This is a genomic window from Telluria antibiotica, assembly GCF_011682055.1.
Taxonomy (GTDB): domain Bacteria; phylum Pseudomonadota; class Gammaproteobacteria; order Burkholderiales; family Burkholderiaceae_D; genus Telluria; species Telluria antibiotica.
Genome location: NZ_JAAQOM010000004.1, coordinates 170215 through 185990 on the forward strand (window position 1 = coordinate 170215; position 15776 = coordinate 185990).

The 15776-nt window shown below is 66.6% G+C and carries 16 protein-coding genes; 3 read left to right on the forward strand and 13 right to left on the reverse strand.

All coding sequences use genetic code 11. The annotated features are described in order from the left end of the window. Positions 1–6 precede the first annotated feature (6 nt). The 10 genes from flgK to flgB all read right to left on the reverse strand — a co-directional run bounded on the left by flgK (position 7) and on the right by flgB (position 9839). The gene (gene flgK, locus HAV22_RS08350) at positions 7–1956 is read right to left on the reverse strand and encodes a flagellar hook-associated protein FlgK (protein ID WP_166858419.1); all 1950 of its coding nucleotides are present in this window, start codon (positions 1954–1956) and stop codon (positions 7–9) included. A gap of 76 nt (positions 1957–2032) precedes the next feature. After that, positions 2033–2977: a flagellar assembly peptidoglycan hydrolase FlgJ gene (gene flgJ / locus HAV22_RS08355; protein WP_166858421.1), complete on the reverse strand. Its 945-nt coding sequence runs from the start codon at positions 2975–2977 to the stop codon at positions 2033–2035. Positions 2978–2998: 21 nt separating this feature from the next. Beyond that, complete coding sequence (locus tag HAV22_RS08360) at positions 2999–4105, reverse strand: flagellar basal body P-ring protein FlgI (RefSeq protein ID WP_166858423.1); 1107 nt, start codon at positions 4103–4105, stop codon at positions 2999–3001. 250 nt (positions 4106–4355) lie between these two features. After that, entirely contained in the window at positions 4356–5003 is a 648-nt protein-coding gene (locus HAV22_RS08365) for a flagellar basal body L-ring protein FlgH (RefSeq protein WP_166858424.1), read from the reverse strand. Next, positions 5000–5782 (reverse strand): flagellar basal-body rod protein FlgG, encoded by a 783-nt coding sequence (gene flgG / locus HAV22_RS08370; RefSeq protein WP_166858426.1) that lies wholly within the window; start codon positions 5780–5782, stop codon positions 5000–5002. The genes HAV22_RS08365 and flgG overlap by 4 nt, the downstream gene beginning before the upstream one ends. 61 nt (positions 5783–5843) lie before the next feature. After that, on the reverse strand, positions 5844–6584 hold the full coding sequence (flgF, locus tag HAV22_RS08375; RefSeq protein WP_166858428.1) for a flagellar basal-body rod protein FlgF: 741 nt from the start codon (positions 6582–6584) through the stop codon (positions 5844–5846). Between the two features lie 102 nt (positions 6585–6686). Next, on the reverse strand, positions 6687–8213 hold the full coding sequence (locus HAV22_RS08380; protein ID WP_166858430.1) for a flagellar hook protein FlgE: 1527 nt from the start codon (positions 8211–8213) through the stop codon (positions 6687–6689). Between the two features lie 54 nt (positions 8214–8267). Then, positions 8268–8975: a flagellar hook assembly protein FlgD gene (locus HAV22_RS08385; protein WP_166858432.1), complete on the reverse strand. Its 708-nt coding sequence runs from the start codon at positions 8973–8975 to the stop codon at positions 8268–8270. Positions 8976–9009: 34 nt separating this feature from the next. Beyond that, positions 9010–9408 carry a flagellar basal body rod protein FlgC gene (gene flgC, locus HAV22_RS08390; RefSeq protein WP_166858434.1) on the reverse strand — a complete coding sequence of 133 codons (399 nt, stop codon included), beginning with the start codon at positions 9406–9408 and terminating at the stop codon, positions 9010–9012. A gap of 2 nt (positions 9409–9410) precedes the next feature. Beyond that, positions 9411–9839 carry a flagellar basal body rod protein FlgB gene (gene flgB, locus HAV22_RS08395; RefSeq protein ID WP_166858436.1) on the reverse strand — a complete coding sequence of 143 codons (429 nt, stop codon included), beginning with the start codon at positions 9837–9839 and terminating at the stop codon, positions 9411–9413. A gap of 172 nt (positions 9840–10011) precedes the next feature. On the opposite strand from flgB, the gene flgA reads away from it, so the two are divergent. The 3 genes from flgA (at position 10012) to HAV22_RS08410 (ending at position 11667) form a co-directional block, all read left to right on the forward strand. Further along, complete coding sequence (gene flgA / locus HAV22_RS08400; RefSeq protein WP_166858438.1) at positions 10012–10710, forward strand: flagellar basal body P-ring formation chaperone FlgA; 699 nt, start codon at positions 10012–10014, stop codon at positions 10708–10710. A 170-nt stretch (positions 10711–10880) separates the two neighbouring features. Continuing rightward, positions 10881–11189: a flagellar biosynthesis anti-sigma factor FlgM gene (gene flgM, locus HAV22_RS08405; protein ID WP_166858440.1), complete on the forward strand. Its 309-nt coding sequence runs from the start codon at positions 10881–10883 to the stop codon at positions 11187–11189. A gap of 7 nt (positions 11190–11196) precedes the next feature. Next, positions 11197–11667, forward strand: coding sequence for a flagella synthesis protein FlgN (locus HAV22_RS08410; RefSeq protein ID WP_166858442.1), 471 nt, complete (start codon positions 11197–11199; stop codon positions 11665–11667). Between the two features lie 94 nt (positions 11668–11761). On the opposite strand, the gene HAV22_RS08415 is transcribed toward HAV22_RS08410, so the two are convergent. The 3 genes from HAV22_RS08415 to motD all read right to left on the reverse strand — a co-directional run bounded on the left by HAV22_RS08415 (position 11762) and on the right by motD (position 15770). Further along, positions 11762–14209, reverse strand: coding sequence for a bifunctional diguanylate cyclase/phosphodiesterase (locus HAV22_RS08415; RefSeq protein ID WP_166858445.1), 2448 nt, complete (start codon positions 14207–14209; stop codon positions 11762–11764). Positions 14210–14546: 337 nt separating this feature from the next. Further along, complete coding sequence (locus HAV22_RS08420) at positions 14547–14957, reverse strand: hypothetical protein (protein ID WP_166858447.1); 411 nt, start codon at positions 14955–14957, stop codon at positions 14547–14549. A gap of 78 nt (positions 14958–15035) precedes the next feature. Beyond that, a complete protein-coding gene (gene motD / locus HAV22_RS08425) occupies positions 15036–15770 on the reverse strand; it encodes a flagellar motor protein MotD (protein ID WP_166858449.1) in 735 nt (244 codons plus the stop codon). Positions 15771–15776 lie beyond the last annotated feature (6 nt).

Consider the following 15776-nt stretch of genomic DNA (forward strand, 5'->3'; position numbering starts at 1 on the left):
CCGGTCTCAGTGGCCGATCTGCAGCAAGGCGTTGAAGATCGTGTCGGCGATCTGCATCACCTTCCCCGACGCCTGGTAGGCCTGCTGGTACTTCAGCAGGTTGGCCGCCTCTTCGTCCAGGTTCACGCCCGAGACGTTGTTGGCCGCCGCCTGCGCCTGCGTCAGCTGCGAAGAGGCGGCCTCGGCATTGGCCTGCACTTCGCGCGTCTTGTTGCCGATCGTGCTGACGAGCGTGGCGTAGGCCGACTGGTACGTCGCCTTGCCGCCGTCGAGGATGTTCTTCGACTGCAGGTCGGCCATCAGGCTCGCGTTGCGAGTATCGCCCAAACCAACGTTCGGCGCGATCTGGAACGTGTCGCCGTTGCCGGGCGCGCCGTTCAGCATGAAGTTCATCCCGCCCACCGTGTAGCTGGCGCCGTCCTGGAACGGCACGCTGGCGCCGGCCGGGTACGAGGTCGTCGTGCCGTTCACCGTCATGCTGACGGGCTGGCCGCCCGGGAAGCCGGACAGCGTGGCCGTCGCCGTGCTGTACGTGAGCGTGACGGGGCCGGACAGCGGCGCGCCGAGATAGCTCTGGTCGATCGAGCCCGCGCTGATCTTGCCCGAACCGCTGTTGCTCAGCGGGACGCTCGTGGCGATCGGCGCAGCCGCGGCGATCTGCGCGCCGTCCGTCAGCGCCAGCTTGAAGTTGGACGCGCCGGCCTGCGTGGGACGCACGAGGAAGTTGTCGCCGGAATCGGCAGCGCCCGTGACGGCAAACGCGAGGCCGTCGATGACCTGCGCCTGGGCCTGCGGGAACGGCGAGATCACCGTCTTCTTGTTGTCCGCCAGGCGGTACACGTTATAGTTCGTGCCGTCGAAATCGACCTTGTAGTCGCTCGTCGTGAGTTTCGTGGCGTCGACGACGGTGGCCGTGATGGCCGTCGTGCTCGTCTGGTTGTTGTTGACGTTCTTCGTCACCTGGGCCGGCGCGATCGAGAAGATGTCGCCGCCCGGCTTGCCGTTGCCGTCCAGGCCGAGGTGGTTCTGGTCGTTCATCGACGTGGCCACCGCGATCGCGACGCGGCCCAGCGAGTTCTGCGCGAGGTCCAGCGACTGCGTGCGGAATTGCAGCGCGGCGCCGAGCTCGCCACCGGTCAGCGAGCTCTCGGCCAGCGGCGTGATCTTGCCCTGCAGGACGTAGCCGACCGTGGTGCGCGTCTGGTCGGTCGGCGAATTCGTCGCGGCCAGCTGGAACGCGCTCCTGCCGACGACGAGGGGCTGGCCGTTGCCGATCGACACGGTCAGGCTGTTGTTGTCGCCCGGCACGACGGTGGCCTTGATCTGCTTGTTCAAGTCCATGATCAGCTGGTCGCGCTTGTCCAGCAATTCGTTCGGCGGGTTCAGGCCCGACGGGTCCGTCAGCTTGCCGATCTGGTCGTTCAGTTGGGCGATCTGATTGGCGTAGGTATTGATCGTCGTGACGCTGGCCGTGATCTGCGTGTTGACGCCCTTGCGGATCTCGTCGAGCCGGCCGTTCATGCTCTGGAAGCGGGCGGCCAGGGTGTCGGCCGACGTCATGAACGAACCGCGCGACGACACGCCCGCGCCGTCGCCCGTCAGGTTCTGCACGGACGCGAAGAAATCCTGCAGCGCCGGCGACAGGCCGGACGTCGTGTCGGCCAGCAGGTTGTCGACCTGCTGGACTTGCGCCTGGTACGCGTCGAGGCCGCTGCTCGATGCCTGGGCCGTGCGCACCTGCGCGTTCAGGAAGTCGTCCGAATAGCGCTTGACCTGTGCGATCTGCGTGCCCGTGCCGATATAGCCGTTGGTGCCTCCCATCGGCGTCGACGCAGCCTGCACCACCACCTCGCGGCTGTAGCCCGCGACGTTGGCGTTGGTGATGTTGTTGCCGGTCGTCGCCAGGGCTGCCTGGGCGGCGTACAAGCCGGTCTTGCCGATGCTGAGGAGTGACATGATGGTTTTCTTTCTGCTACGTCATTGACGGCAAGTTTCGCCAAAACTTGAGTTGCTATCCGTTCAATAACTCCGGTCAGGCGAGCGAGTGTTTGATGATGCGCGACAGCTTGGCCGCGTACTGCGGGTCCGTCGCGTAGCCGGCGCGCTGCAGGCCGTGCGCGAACGCGGTGGCGTCACCGCCGTGCGCCAGCACTTTTTCGTAGCGCGGGTTATTGCTCAGCATCTTGGCGTAATCCTTGAACGCGTCGGCATACGAATCGTACGCGCGGAATTTTTCCACCCGCGCATGCGGCTTGCCGTTGATGTATTCCGTCGTGACGGCCGTCGCGACCTTGCCTTTCCAGCCCGGGCCGGCCTTGATGCCGAACAGGTTGTTGCTGGAGCTGCCGTCCGCATTGCGGATCACGCGGCGGCCCCAGCCCGTTTCCAGCGCGGCCTGGCCCATCATGAATTTCGCGGGCACGCCGGTCGCGTGTTCCGCTTCCTCGGCGGCGTCGGCCAGCTTTTCCTGGAACGCGCGCACGTGGGCCGGCTTGTTCGCGTTGTCCGTGCCGCGCGCGCTGCCCGTGACGCCGGCCGCGCCCGCAGCGGGCGCGCCGTCCGTCGACAGCGTGTCCGGATCGTTCTGCATGCGCTGCGCTGCGCCGGACTGCTGGTCGCCGCCGATGCCCAGCGCCTGCTCGTTCATCTTCTGCATTACCTGCTGGCCCTGCTGCTGCGCGGTGAGCTGGCGCACGAGCACGTCCGCGAGACCGATGCCGCGCTTCGCCAGCTTCTGGCTCATCTGCTGGTCCAGCATCCCGGTGAACGTCTTGGACTCCTGGCTGTCCATCATGCCGTCCTGCGGCGTCGCGTCGCGCATGCTCTTCATCATCATGTTGATGAACATGGATTCGAACTGCGTCGCCGCACCCTTCATCGCTTCGGGCGAGCCGGCCTTCGCCGACTGCTTCAAGTCGCCGAGGCTATTGGTGTCGAGCGCGAATTTGCTGGACAGGTCAGAAGTGGAACCGAGCATGATGGCCTCGCGGGTTATCGGTTAGATGATCTCGAGCTCGGCGCGCAGCGAACCGGCCGCCTTCAGCGCCTGCAGGATCGCGAGCAGGTCTTGCGGCGTGGCGCCGATCGCGTTCATCGCCTTGACGACTTCCGCCAGCGACGCGCCGCCGTTCAGCATGATGACCTTGCCGGCGTCCTTCTTGACGGACACCTGCGGATTCTTCGTGACGACGGTGCTGCCCAGCGAACCGGCGTTCGGCTGGCTGACCTGCGTGTCGGCGCCGATGCTGACGGACAGGTTGCCGTGCGAAATTGCGCACGGCTCCAAGGTGACGGCGCGGTTCATGACGACGGAACCCGTGCGCGCGTTCAGGATGATCTTGGCGGCCGCGTCGGCGGGCTTGACGTCGATGCCTTCGAGGATGCCGAGGAAGCTGACGCGCTGGTCGCTCGACGACGGCACGCGCACGCGGATCACGCGGCCGTCCAGCGCCGTCGCGATGCCCGGACCGAACTTGTCGTTGATGGCTTCCACGACGCGGCTCGCGGTGGCGAAGTCCGTTGTGTTCAATTCCAGCTTGACCTGGTTGTCGGCGCCGAGGTTCGACGCGACGGCGCGCTCGACCGTGGCACCGGACGAGATGCGACCGACCGACAACTGGTTCACCTGCACCTGCGCACCACCGCCCGCGGCGCCGGCACCGCCGACGAGCACGTTGCCCTGGGCCATGGCGTACACCTGGCCGTCGGCGCCCTGCAGCGGCGTCATCAGGAGCGTGCCGCCGCGCAGGCTCTTCGCGTTACCCATCGACGAGACGGTCACGTCGATCGTCTGGCCCGGCTGGGCGAACGCGGGCAAGGTGCTCGTCACCATGACCGCGGCCACGTTCTTCAGCTGCAGCTGGGTGCCGGCCGGCAGGCTGACGCCCTTCTGCTGCAGCATCGCCATGATCGACTGCACGGTGAACGGGGTCTGCGTCGTCTGGTCGCCCGTGCCGTCGAGGCCGACGACGAGGCCGTAGCCCGACAACTGGTTCTGGCGCACGCCGCCGATGCTGGCGAGGTCTTTCAAACGCTCGGCGTGGGCGGTCGTGGCCATCAGGGGACCGAGCAGTGCGGCGCAGAGGGCGATGGTTTTGAGGTTCATGTTTAGTCAGTTGGGGTCAGAGCCCAGCCGGGAAATTCTTTTTAGTCAGTTGTAGTCAGTTGGGGTCAGAGCCCACCCGGGAAATTCGTCTAGCCAGTTATAGTCAGTTGGGGGCAGAGCCCACCCGGGAAATTCGTCTAGCCAGTTATAGTCAGTTGGGGTCAGAGCCCACCCGGGAAATTCGTCTAGCCAGTTATAGTCAGTTGGGGTCAGAGCCCACCCGGGAAATTCGGGCTCTGACCCCAAATTATTAAAATGGGAGCAGCGACTGGAAGAAACGCGACATCATCGAGGTCATCTCGGCGCGGTCGATCTGGCTGTTGGTGCGGTACTCGACGCGCGCATCGGCGACCAGCGTGGACTGCACGATATTGCCCGGCTGGATCGAATCCGGATTCACCATGCCCGAGAAGCGGATGAACTCGACACCCTTGTCCATCGCGACCTGCTTCTCGCCCACGACGATCAGGTTACCGTTCGTCAGCACTTCGGACACCGTCACGCCGATCGTGCCCGTGAACGCGTTCGACGCGGTCTGCGTGTCGCCGTCGGCGTACTTGGTGCCGCTGCTCGTGGCGAGGTTGGCGCCCAGGCGGCCCTGCAGCGGACCCGGCACGCCGAGGTTGACGCTGCCCGACTTGTTGCCCGTGCTGGCGCCGCTCTTGTTCGCGGCCGTCTTCTCGACGATGTTGATCGTCAGGATGTCGCCGATGTGGCGCGCGCGGCGGTCCTCGAACATGGGACGGAACGTGTTCGCGTTGTAGATGGCGCCTTCCGTGGGCGTGCCGGCGTCGGCCAGCATCGGGCGCGCGGAGGTCGGGCCCTTGACGATCGACGTCGGGGTGGCCGCGCAGCCGGCCAGCGCCAGCGCGCACACGAGGAAGCTAAGCGTTTTCATAACTGGGAAATCTTTTGCAGCATCTGGTCGGAGGTGGTGATGGCCTTGCTGTTGATCTCGTACGCGCGCTGCGTCTGGATCATATTGACCATCTCTTCGACGACGTTCACGTTCGACGTCTCGACGAAGCCCTGCATCAGCACGCCGGTGCCGTTCGTGCCCGGGGTGCTCGCCTGGGCGGTGCCCGACGCGCCCGTTTCGGCATACAGGTTCTCGCCCAGCGATTCCAGGCCGGCCGGGTTGACGAAATTCGACAGCTGGAGCGAGCCGATCTGCGTAGGCGCCACGGTGCCCGGCGTCGTTACGGACACGGTGCCGTCGCGGCCCACGGTCAGCGTCAGCGCGTTGCTGGGCACGGTGATCGGGGGCTGCACGACGTAGCCGCTCGCCGTGACGAGCTGTCCGTTGTTATCCGTCTGCAGGGAGCCGTCGCGGGTGTACGCGGTCGTACCGTCCGGCATCAGGACCTGGAAGAAGCCCGAGCCGTTGATCATCACGTCCTTCGAGTTGCCCGTCTGCTGGGGATTGCCCTGCGTGTGGATGCGCTCGGTCGCGACGGTGCGCACACCGGTACCGATCTGCAGGCCGGACGGCAACTGCGTCTGTTGCGACGATTGCGCGCCGGGCTGGCGCACATTCTGGTACAGCAAGTCCTCGAACACGGCACGCGACTTCTTGAAGCCGTTCGTGCTCACGTTGGCGAGGTTGTTGGTGATGACGTCGAGGTTGGTCTGCTGCGCTTCGAGACCGGTCTTGGCGATAAACAGCGAACGGATCATGGTGTTCTCCTATGACGACGGCAAACCCGTCGCCCACCATGAAATTATGTCCCAGGAGAAATCAACTCAAAGCGAGGATCTGCGTCGCTTTCGCCGCGTTATTCTCGGCGTTCTTCAACAGGCTCATTTGCGTTTCGAGAGAACGTGCCAAAGAGATCATGTTGACCATCGAGTCGACGGCGGAGACGTTGCTGCCCTCCAGCGCGCCGCTCGCCACCGTCACGGCCGGATCGGCCTGGGCCGGGCTGCCGTCCTGCTGGCGGAAAAAGCCGTCGTCGCCGCGCACGAGCTGCTTCTCGTCCGGATTGACGAGCTTGAGGCGGCCGACGACGGTCGACGTGGCCGGCACGGTGTCCGTCGTCATCGACGTGATGGAACCGTCCTTGCCGACGGCGACCGTCGTGTTCGGCGGAATGGCGATCGGGCCGTTCTCGCCCATGACGGCCTGGCCGTTGGCGGTCTGCAGCACGCCGTTGGGGCTGATCTGCAACGAACCGTTGCGCGTATAGGCTTCGGTACCGTCCTGCATCTGCACGGCGATCCAGCCGCGGCCCTTGACGGCCACGTCGAGATCGCGCCCCGTCACCTGCAGCGGCCCGGCCGTGAAGTCCGCGCCGACCGTGTTGTCGACGACGAACGCCCGCGTCGGCAAGCCTTCGCTGACGACGGGCACGGCGCGGAACGTGTCCAGCTGCGCGCGGAAGCCCGTCGTGCTGAGGTTGGCCAGGTTGTTCGACGTCGTGGCCTGCTGCTCGAGGATGTGCTTGGCGCCGGAGGCTGCCGTATAAATCAACCTATCCATCTGATCATCTCTCCCAAAAACCGTAGGGTGGGCAACCCTGTGCCCACGCGTAACGTTCGCGTCTCGTTCGCGTTCGCGTGGGCACGGAGTGCCCACCCTACTTTAGCGCAGGCTCACCAGCGTCTGCAGCACCGAGTCCTGCGTCTTGATCGTCTGAGCATTGGCCTGGTAGACGCGCTGCGCGGTAATCATGTCGACCAGTTCGGCCGTCAGGTCGACGTTCGAGCTTTCCGTCGCGGACGACTGCAGCACGCCGAAGCCGCCTGTGCCCGGCGTGCCCAGCAGCGGCGTGCCGGACGCCGACGTCTCGGTCCACGAGTTGTTGCCGATCGGCTCCAGGCCGTTCGAGTTGGTGAAGTTGGCAAGGACGACCTGGCCCAGCGCCCGGGTCTGGCCGTTGCTGTACTGGCCCTGCAAGGTGCCGTCGGCCGCGGCCGAGAAGCGCTGCAGGTGGCCGGCCGTGAAGCCGTCCTGCGTCGTCAGTTTCTCGCTCGTGTCGGCGCCGTACTGGGTGCTGCCGTTGAAGCCGACGTTAATCGCCAGCGTTTCCTTGGCGCCCGTTGCCGGGTACACGGGGAACGACACGGCGAGCGGCAGCGTCTGCGGCGACATCAGCGGGGCCGACAGCGCGCCGTTCGAGTCGAACTTCAGCGTACCGATCGGCTTCGACGGCACAGACACGGCGGCCGCGATGTCGCGGTCGACCTGGTCCGGCGTGTAGCCGATCGTGGCGCCCGAGCTCGTGGCGGCGGACTGGATGGCGGTGACGGTGGCCGCGGTGGCGCCGGCGGCGCCCGCCGCGGTGGTGACGGCGGTCGATGCCGCGGCGGCATAGCTGGACAGCGCGGCGGCGACGGCGGCCGGGTCCTGGGGCGACGCCTTCGTGGCGGCCGTCCAGGCGGCGCGCGCGGCCATCGCGGTCGGGTCGCTGCCGGCGGCCTTCTCCACGCCGACGTTGCTGATCTCGGTGCCATCGGCGCCGGCGTACACGTCCCACGTGCCCGAACCCGTCTTCACGTAGTACAGCGACATCGTGTGCTCGTTGCCCAGCGTGTCGTACACGCTGACGGGGACCTGCTTGTTGTACGTGGTCGCGTCGTTCGCGCTGAACGGGAAATTGGTGGGCGTCGCCTCGCGCGAGTCGAGGTTGATCGACGTGTCGACCTTCGTGGTCGCGTTCGGTTTCATGTCGACCGTGCTGATCTTCAGCGGCGTCGGGGTGCTGGCCAGGATCTGGCCGTTCGCGGACACGCCATAGCCCGTCACGTTGGCGCCTTGCGGCGTCACGATGAAGCCGTTCTTGTCCAGCGAGAACTGGCCGTTGCGGGTGTACTGGATGGCGCCGCCCATCTCGGTGCGGAAGAAGCCGCCGCCGTTGATGGCGATGTCGAGCGGGTTCGCCGTCGTCTCGATATTACCTTGCGTGAACTGCTGGGCGACGGACGCCACGCTCACGCCGATGCCGGCCTGCGTCGCGCCGGCGCCGCTCAGCGAGCGCGCGTAGACGTCGGCGAATTCCGTCGTCGAGCCCTTGAAGCCCACGGTGCTCGCGTTGGCGATGTTGTTACCGATGACGTCCAGCGATTTCGCGGCGCCGTTCAAGCCGCTCAGGCCTTGTTGGAAGGACATGTTGTGCTCCTGTTGTTCGTTCGATGCGTTGGGTGGGAGGTCTGCAAGCGCCGCTTACAAGACTTCCTTGATGTCGGCCAGCGTGAGCGTGCCCTTGCCGGACAGGTTCACCTTGACGCCATCGGTACTGTTGGTGGTGACGCTGGCGACGCTGTCGAACGACAGGCCCTTGGCATCCGTGAGGTTGGCGCCGCCGCGCGTCGCCACGACCTTGAACGTGTAGTTGCCGTCGGCCAGGGCGATGGGCTTGCCGCTGCTGTCGAGCTTGGTCGGATCGGGCACGCCGTTCCACGCCAGCGGCAACACGCCGGCCTTCTGCGCACCGAGGTCCATCGTCTCGACGTCGTTGCCCTTGGCGTCGCTGATGACGACCTTCAGGTTGTCGGCGTCGCTGCCCAGTTCCACGCCCAGCACGGCCTTGCCGCTGGCCAGCGTGACGCCGCTGCCCGCGACGAGCACGCCGTGGCCGATCAGGTTCGTCGCCTGCATCGCTTCCGAGCTCTGGTAGCTGGACTTCAGCGATTCCAGCGTGGTGTTCAACTTGTTCACGCCCGTCACCGTTTGCAGCTGCGCGAGCTGGCTCGTCATCTGGGCGTTGTCCATCGGGTTCAGCGGATCCTGGTTCTGCAGCTGGGTCACCAGGAGGGTCATGAACTTGTCGGTGTCGGCGGAGACGCTGTCGGTGCTGCCCGGTTTCTTCGCGTTCATCGTCGCCATCAAGTCGGTGGCGCGGGTGCTGGTGGTATCGGTTACGGTCGCCATGGGAGCGTGTCAGTGTGAGTAAGCGGTTATCGAATTACTGGCCGAGGGTCAGCGTCTTGAGCAGCATGGTCTTCGCGGCATTCATCGTCTCGACGTTCGTCTGGTACGAGCGCGACGCCGACAGCATGTTGACCATTTCGTCGACGACGTTCACGTTGGGCATCGAGACATAGCCCTTGTCGTCGGCCAGCGGATTCTTGGGGTCGTACACCTGCTTCAAGGGCGAGGCGTCCTCGACCACTTCGCGCACCTTGACGCCAGTGCCGCTTTCCATCGGCACGGCCTCGAACACGACCTGCTTGGCGCGGTAGGCCTGGCCCGTGGCGCTCGTCGCGCTGTCGGCGTTGGCGAGGTTGCTGGCCGTCGTGTTCAGGCGCTGGGCCTGAGCGCTCATCGCAGAGCCGGCCACGTTGAAGACATTAAATAAGGACATGATTACTGGCCTCCCTGGATGGCTGCGAGCATATTGCGGATCTGCTGGTTGAGCATCGTGATGCCGGCTTCGTAGCGCAGCGCGTTGTCGGCGAACTGCGTGCGTTCCGTATCCATGTCGACCGTGTTGCCATCGACGGCACCTTGCGTCACCGTGCGGTACAGCACGGGCGTGGCACCGTCGGCCAGCGTCTTGCCGTCGGCGGCCGCCTGCGCGTTCGGAAAATGCGCGCCGGCCGTCGTCGCCAGCGGCGCCGAGTTCGTCGCACGGGCCAGCGCACCCTGCAGGGCGCTGGAAAAATCGATGTCGCGCGCCTTGAAGTTCGGCGTGTCCGCGTTGGCGATGTTCGACGCCAGCAATTCCTGGCGCTGCGAACGCAGGCTGAGCGCCGTTTCATTGAAGCGCAGGTAGTCGTCGAGTTTGCCGATCATGATTGCTCCGTGGTTGCCAGGCATCTGGTGGTGGACAGGATGGATCATACGGACGGGCGAACTCTTCCAATCGGGCAATAAAGAGACCCAAACCACGGCTATTCAAAGTTTCGACCGGGCGGCACCGGACCTAAGATGGCAGCGTCGCAAAAAACCGTACGCCCTTTTATTTATGAAACGCACGCTCCTCATCGCCCTGCTCGCCGCAACCGCCTCGCTGGCGGCCGCGCAGACGCAGCCCGCCGGTCGTCAGAACGTCAACACCCTGCGCACCGTCGTCGAGCAATTCCTGCAGACGCAGACGGCCGGCCTGCCCGGCACCGTGACGGTGAAGGTGGGCGCGATCGACGCCCGCACGGCCCTGGCCGCCTGCCCCGCGCCGGAAGCCTTCCTGCAGCCGGGCGCGCGCGCCTGGGGCAAGACGACCGTGGGCGTGCGCTGCACGGCGCCGTCGAACTGGACCATCTTCGTGCAGGCGCAGGTGAACGTGCAGGCGGAATACGTCGCCGCCGCGCTGCCGCTGGCCCAGGGCCAGGCGATCGAGCAAAGCCAGCTCGTGTTGGTAAAAGGCGACATCGCCGCGATGCCGAACGGCATCATCACGGACATGGCGCAGGCCATCGGCCGCGCGCCGACCGTGTCGCTGGCAGCCGGTACGCCGCTGCGCCTCGACACGCTGCGCAGCAAGCCCGTCGTGCAACAGGGCCAGTCCGTGCGCATCGTGTCGAACGGCAATGGATTTTCGGTATCGGCCGAAGGCAAGGCCATCGGCAACGCGGGCGACGGCCAGGTCGTGCAGGTGCGCACGCCGTCCGGCTCGGTCGTCAGCGGCACGGCGCGGGCCGGCGGGATGGTCGAGGTGGCGTTTTAAGGCAGCATGGAGCGGCATGGGAGGCGCTGGCAGCGGGAAACCGGCCTGATGGGACTTTCAAACACGGCATCCGGCCGCATTTGTTTGATGTCCCCTAAAGTTTTCGGCAACATGGCCGTTACTTCAGGCAGATCCCGGGCTTTCTGCTCCGACCTGAGAAGGATGATGCTGTGAAAATCAACGATACACTCAAGAGCAACGCAGGCGTTCAGGCCAACAACACGCCGGCCACGACTGCGAAGAGCAGCGACGCGGCCGCCGCGAAGACGGTCACGCCCGCTGCAGCCGATACCGTGCGCCTGTCCCCGCAAGGCCAGGCGCTCGCGGCTGGTGGCAGCACCAGCCAGGTGTTCGACAGCAAGAAGGTCGAACGCATCAAGGCGGCCATCGCGGATGGCCAATTCCACGTCAATTCCGAGAAGGTGGCGGACGGCCTGCTGGATACAGTGCGCGACCTGCTGCATTCCCGAAAACAGTAGATAACCCATGGCCATAGCATCCCCCGGCGCAACCCTGCGCGACGAACAGCACGTGATCGGTTCCATCGTGGAACTGATGAAAACCGAGCAACAGCTCCTGATCAGTGCGGATGCGGATGGCCTCTCGACCATCACCCCCAACAAGCTGCAACTGGCGCAGCGCGCCGCGACCCTGTCGCGCGTACGCCACAAGGCCCTCGCCGCCGCCGGTTTTCCCGCGGACGAAACGGGGATGGAGCCGTGGCTGGCCGTTGGCGGCAACGACGAGCACCGCGCGGACTGGAACCGCCTGCTCGACCTGACCCGCGAAGCAAAGGAACTCAACCGCGTCAACGGCATGCTGGTCAACCGCCAGCTGGGCCAGACGCAGGCCGCGCTGGGCGAATTGCGCGGTCCGGGCGGCAATCCGGGCGGCGTCTACGGCCCGGGCGGGCAGACCATGTCGACGGGGCCGTCGCGCCGGTTCGTGGTCGGTTAAACGCAGTCAGCTGTAGGGTGGGCACCCTGTGCCCACGCGAACGCCGGCATGACGCAAACGTCACGCGTGGGCTCGGGGAGTCCACCCTACGAAATCATGCAGTCGTGCGCAACGGCACGTCGGTGCCCGCCCCACGATCAAGCAATTCTTCGATCTGCTCCGGCCACACGGGCGGGCTGAAGTAATACCCCTGGATTTCGTCGCACCCGTTCTCGCGCAGGAACGCCACCTGCTCGGCCGTCTCGACACCCTCCGCCACCGCCTCCAGGTTCAAGGTATGCGCCAGCGCGATGATCGCGCGCGTGATCGCGGCGTCGTTCGCGTCGACCGTCACGTCGCTGATGAACGAGCGGTCGATCTTCAGCACGTCGATGGGGAAGCGCTTCAGGTAGCTGAGCGAGGAATAGCCGGTGCCGAAGTCGTCGATCGACAACGCCACGCCCAGCGCCTTCAGTGAACGCAACACGCTCGCCGCCTCGGCCGTGTCGCGCATCACCGTACTTTCCGTGATCTCGATCTCCAGGCAGCCCGGCGGCAGGCCGCTCTTCTCCAGCGCCGCCTGGACGCGCTGCGCGAGGCCGGCCTGCTGGAACTGGCGCGCCGACAGGTTGACGGAAACACGTAGCGGCGGCAGCCCCTGCGCGCGCCACGCGGACGCGCGCGTGCAGGCTTCGTCCAGTACCCACATGTCGATATCGTCGATGAGGCCCGTCTCCTCGGCCAGCGGGATGAAGCGCGCTGGCGGCACGAGACCCAGCACCGGATGGCGCCAGCGCACGAGGGCCTCGACGCCCAGCACGGCACCGCTGGCCAGCTCGACGCGCGGCTGGTATTGCAGTGCGAACTGGTTGCGCTCGATGGCGTGGCGCAGCAGCGATTCCATGTCGACCCGCTCGCGGATCGCCAGCGCCATCGCGTCCGTGTGGAAGCGATACCGCGCCGGGCCCTCGGCGCGGGCCCCGGCCATCGCCACCTGCGCCATCTGCAGCAGTTCGTGCGCGCAGCAGCGGCCGTCCGGCAGCAGGGCGATGCCGACGCTGGCCGCGAGGAACACGCGCTGCCCGCCGACGAGGAACGGCTCGCGTACGGCCTCCAGCAGGCGCTCGGCCAGCGCCGTGGCGGCGTCCTGGCCGGCGTGTTTCTGCACGACGATGAATTCGTTGCCGCCCTGGCGCGCCAGCATGTCGCCGCCAGCCAGCACGCCGGACAGCCGAACGACGCATTCGCGCAGCACGTCATCGCCGCCGGCATAGCCGTAGCCGCTGTTGATCTTGCGGAACTCGTGCAGGTCAAACACGAGCACGGCCAACGTGCGCCCGTCGTGCCGGGCGCACGCGATCGCCTCGTCCAGCGCCTCGAGGATGCGGTTGCGGTTCGGCAGGCCCGTCAGGGCGTCGTGCGTGAGCTGCTCGACGAGTGCCCGCTCAAGCCGGCGCCGCTCCGACAAATCGCGCACGATCGCGACCTGCTGGCCGCCCGGCATGACGGCACGGCGCACGTCGGCCGGGAAGGCGGGGCCGTACAGGCGGCGGCAGTCCAGCTCGGCGTCGCCGGCACCGGGCGGCACGAGCACGTCCAGCAGCAGGCCGGCGGCCGTCTCGCGCGGCACGCCGAACAGGCTTTCCGCGCGCGCATTCATCATCGTGATGCGCCCCTCCCCGCCGACCAGCAGGATGGCGTCCGGCGCGCATTCCATCAGGCTGCGAAAGCCCGCTTCGCTCTCGGCCAGCGAACGTTCCGACCGCTGCAGCCGCAGGTACGGCGCCTGCACGGCCGCCACCCAGATCGCGCGGTGCAGACACAGGTAGGCGATCACCTTGTACACGTGGCCGACCAGGTTCACGACGTCGTCCGGCCGTGCGTACGACGCGAAACTGACGCCGCCCAGCGCCATCACCGCGGCCGTCGCGGCCAGGTAGCGGTCGGTGCGCAGCCCCGTAACGAGCGCGCGGCGCAGCAGGAACAGCGCGGCGAGCGCGTTCAACGCGATCAGCACCACCTCGCAACCGATCTTGAACGGTGTCAGCCCCCGTCCCGGCACATACGTCGCAGGCAATGTCATCGGGTCGGCCACGGCGAGCCAGTAGCCGAACGCGGCGAGCGCGAGCGCGGCCAGCACCGCCCAGCCGCGCACGCGGCGGCCGACGGTCCGTTCACGCGGGGCAAATGCGGCCGCGAGCAGCGCGGCGGCACTGACGGCGCGGGCCAGCAGCCAGAATTCGATGCCCCGCCCCGCGTCGCCCGGCCCCGCCACGCCCGGCATGCCCGGCATGGACATCAGGTGGCCGAAGTCGAGCAGGCCGACCGCCAGCGCGGCGGGCGACAGCAACGCCACGCGGATCGGCATGTCGCGCCCGATGCCGTGCCAGCCGGTGGAAAACACGAGCATGGCGACGACGACCGAGAACACTTCCATCGCCGTATGCGCCGTCAGGTACCAGCGCGGATCCCACGGCAGCAGCGCCGCATGGCCCAGCACGAGCCAGCCCATGAACACGGCCAGCAGCGCCGTCAGGACGGACAGCCTCACGGTGGACGGCATTTTGCGGGCACGCCGCCTCATGCGACCCCGCCCGCATGCGGCCGGTCCGCGCCAGGCGCCGGACGCGCGCCGGGACCGGTCGTGCGGAATCCGCTCATGCGGAAGGCTGGGCTGTCGTGCTCGATAATCATGTGCTGAAACATAGGTGCCGTACGCTCGCGCGGCGGCCGGGTGAAGTAGATTCTCAGGTGAAACATTCATACTCAGAGAATCAACAAATGATATCAACTTATCAAATGTAGATCGAGCAATACTTTATCATCTTGGCTAAACTGTTGCGATAATGCAGCAAGTTGCCTGCTTACGGCAAGTTATCGCAACGAAGATGACGAGACGGTCATGGCGCGATGTGGCGGAACATCACGGTGTCGGTGACGAGGGGCGTCGTCGCGTCAAGCTGGTGGATGTCGGCCAGCGCGAGGCCGGCGTAACGAAGTTCGTAGGTGTGGTCGCCGGAGCGGAACGCGTAGTCGGACGTGATGTCGACCGTGTGCGTGTGGGCGGAATGCGGCGGCAGCTCGAGCCAATCCGACGCGGCGCCTGCGGCGCCGGGCGCAGCCCTGCCGACGAACGCGATCGCCACCCCGCCCGGATGGAGGCGCACGTCGAACAGGCGGCCGGCGGGCCGGGTGTCGGCGGCGAGCCCGCGCGGCAGCCACACGCGGCGCTCGCCGCGGTTTTCCACCCGGAAGGTGACCCAGACCTTGTCGTGCCGCGCGTCGACGCTCAGGCTTGCATGCAGGTTCATCTGCTCTCCTCGTTCCATCGACGTCGCCGTCGGGTTGGAACGATTGTACCGTGCGCGCCCCGCGCGCACGCGCGGCCGCTACGCGCCGGCGCCGGACAGGATGGTGATGGCCACGCGCCGGTTGCGCGCCCGCCCGACCGGATCGCCGTTGGACGCCACGGGCCGGTTGGCGCCGCGCCCGACGGCGGCCAGGCGCGACTCGGCCACGCCGCTGGCCGCGAACAGGCGCACGACGGTCGTCGCGCGCACGGCCGACAATTCCCAGTTCGACGCGAACGCGGGGTTGCCGATCGGCGTGTCGTCCGTGAACCCTTCGACCTCGATCCCGTGCGGATCGTCCTTCAGCAGCCCGGCGACCGTGCGCAAGACCTCCTGCGCGGACGGCGTCAGCGCGGCGTCGCCCTCGTCGAACAGGACGCTGGCGTTGATCTCGAGCGTGATGCCGCGCGCCGTCTGCGTGACGCGCACCTTGCCGCTGTTGACGAGGGGTTTCAGGATGCTGTCGAGCTTTTTCGCCAGCAGGTCGAGGCGCTCGCGGTCGCGCTTGGCGGCCTCCGCCCGCTTGTGGGCGAGGATGCTCGACAGCGGCAAGGTGTCGACCTCGACCATCGTATTCGTCCGGTTCGCGGCGCCGCGCCCGCCGAAGGCGTCGCCGAGCGCTTCCGACAGCACCGTATACTTGCCGATGTTCACGACCGACACCGCATACATCACGACGAAGAACGCGAACAGCAAGGTAATGAAATCGGCGTACGAAATGAGCCAGCGTTCGTGGTTCTCGGTGTCCTGCTCGTACGGTCTGCGGCGCGCCATGGACGG

Excerpts from the sequence above, each read along its gene's own strand:
- flgK (WP_166858419.1), bottom strand. The coding sequence starts at position 1,956 with ATGTCACTCCTCAGCATCGGCAAGACCGGCTTGTACGCCGCCCAGGCA.
- flgJ (WP_166858421.1), bottom strand. The coding sequence starts at position 2,977 with ATGCTCGGTTCCACTTCTGACCTGTCCAGCAAATTCGCGCTCGACACC.
- HAV22_RS08360 (WP_166858423.1), bottom strand. The coding sequence starts at position 4,105 with ATGAACCTCAAAACCATCGCCCTCTGCGCCGCACTGCTCGGTCCCCTG.
- HAV22_RS08365 (WP_166858424.1), bottom strand. The coding sequence starts at position 5,003 with ATGAAAACGCTTAGCTTCCTCGTGTGCGCGCTGGCGCTGGCCGGCTGC.
- flgG (WP_166858426.1), bottom strand. The coding sequence starts at position 5,782 with ATGATCCGTTCGCTGTTTATCGCCAAGACCGGTCTCGAAGCGCAGCAG.
- flgF (WP_166858428.1), bottom strand. The coding sequence starts at position 6,584 with ATGGATAGGTTGATTTATACGGCAGCCTCCGGCGCCAAGCACATCCTC.
- HAV22_RS08380 (WP_166858430.1), bottom strand. The coding sequence starts at position 8,213 with ATGTCCTTCCAACAAGGCCTGAGCGGCTTGAACGGCGCCGCGAAATCG.
- HAV22_RS08385 (WP_166858432.1), bottom strand. The coding sequence starts at position 8,975 with ATGGCGACCGTAACCGATACCACCAGCACCCGCGCCACCGACTTGATG.
- flgC (WP_166858434.1), bottom strand. The coding sequence starts at position 9,408 with ATGTCCTTATTTAATGTCTTCAACGTGGCCGGCTCTGCGATGAGCGCT.
- flgB (WP_166858436.1), bottom strand. The coding sequence starts at position 9,839 with ATGATCGGCAAACTCGACGACTACCTGCGCTTCAATGAAACGGCGCTC.
- flgA (WP_166858438.1), top strand. The coding sequence starts at position 10,012 with ATGAAACGCACGCTCCTCATCGCCCTGCTCGCCGCAACCGCCTCGCTG.
- HAV22_RS08410 (WP_166858442.1), top strand. The coding sequence starts at position 11,197 with ATGGCCATAGCATCCCCCGGCGCAACCCTGCGCGACGAACAGCACGTG.
- HAV22_RS08415 (WP_166858445.1), bottom strand. The coding sequence starts at position 14,209 with ATGCCGTCCACCGTGAGGCTGTCCGTCCTGACGGCGCTGCTGGCCGTG.
- HAV22_RS08420 (WP_166858447.1), bottom strand. The coding sequence starts at position 14,957 with ATGAACCTGCATGCAAGCCTGAGCGTCGACGCGCGGCACGACAAGGTC.
- motD (WP_166858449.1), bottom strand. The coding sequence starts at position 15,770 with ATGGCGCGCCGCAGACCGTACGAGCAGGACACCGAGAACCACGAACGC.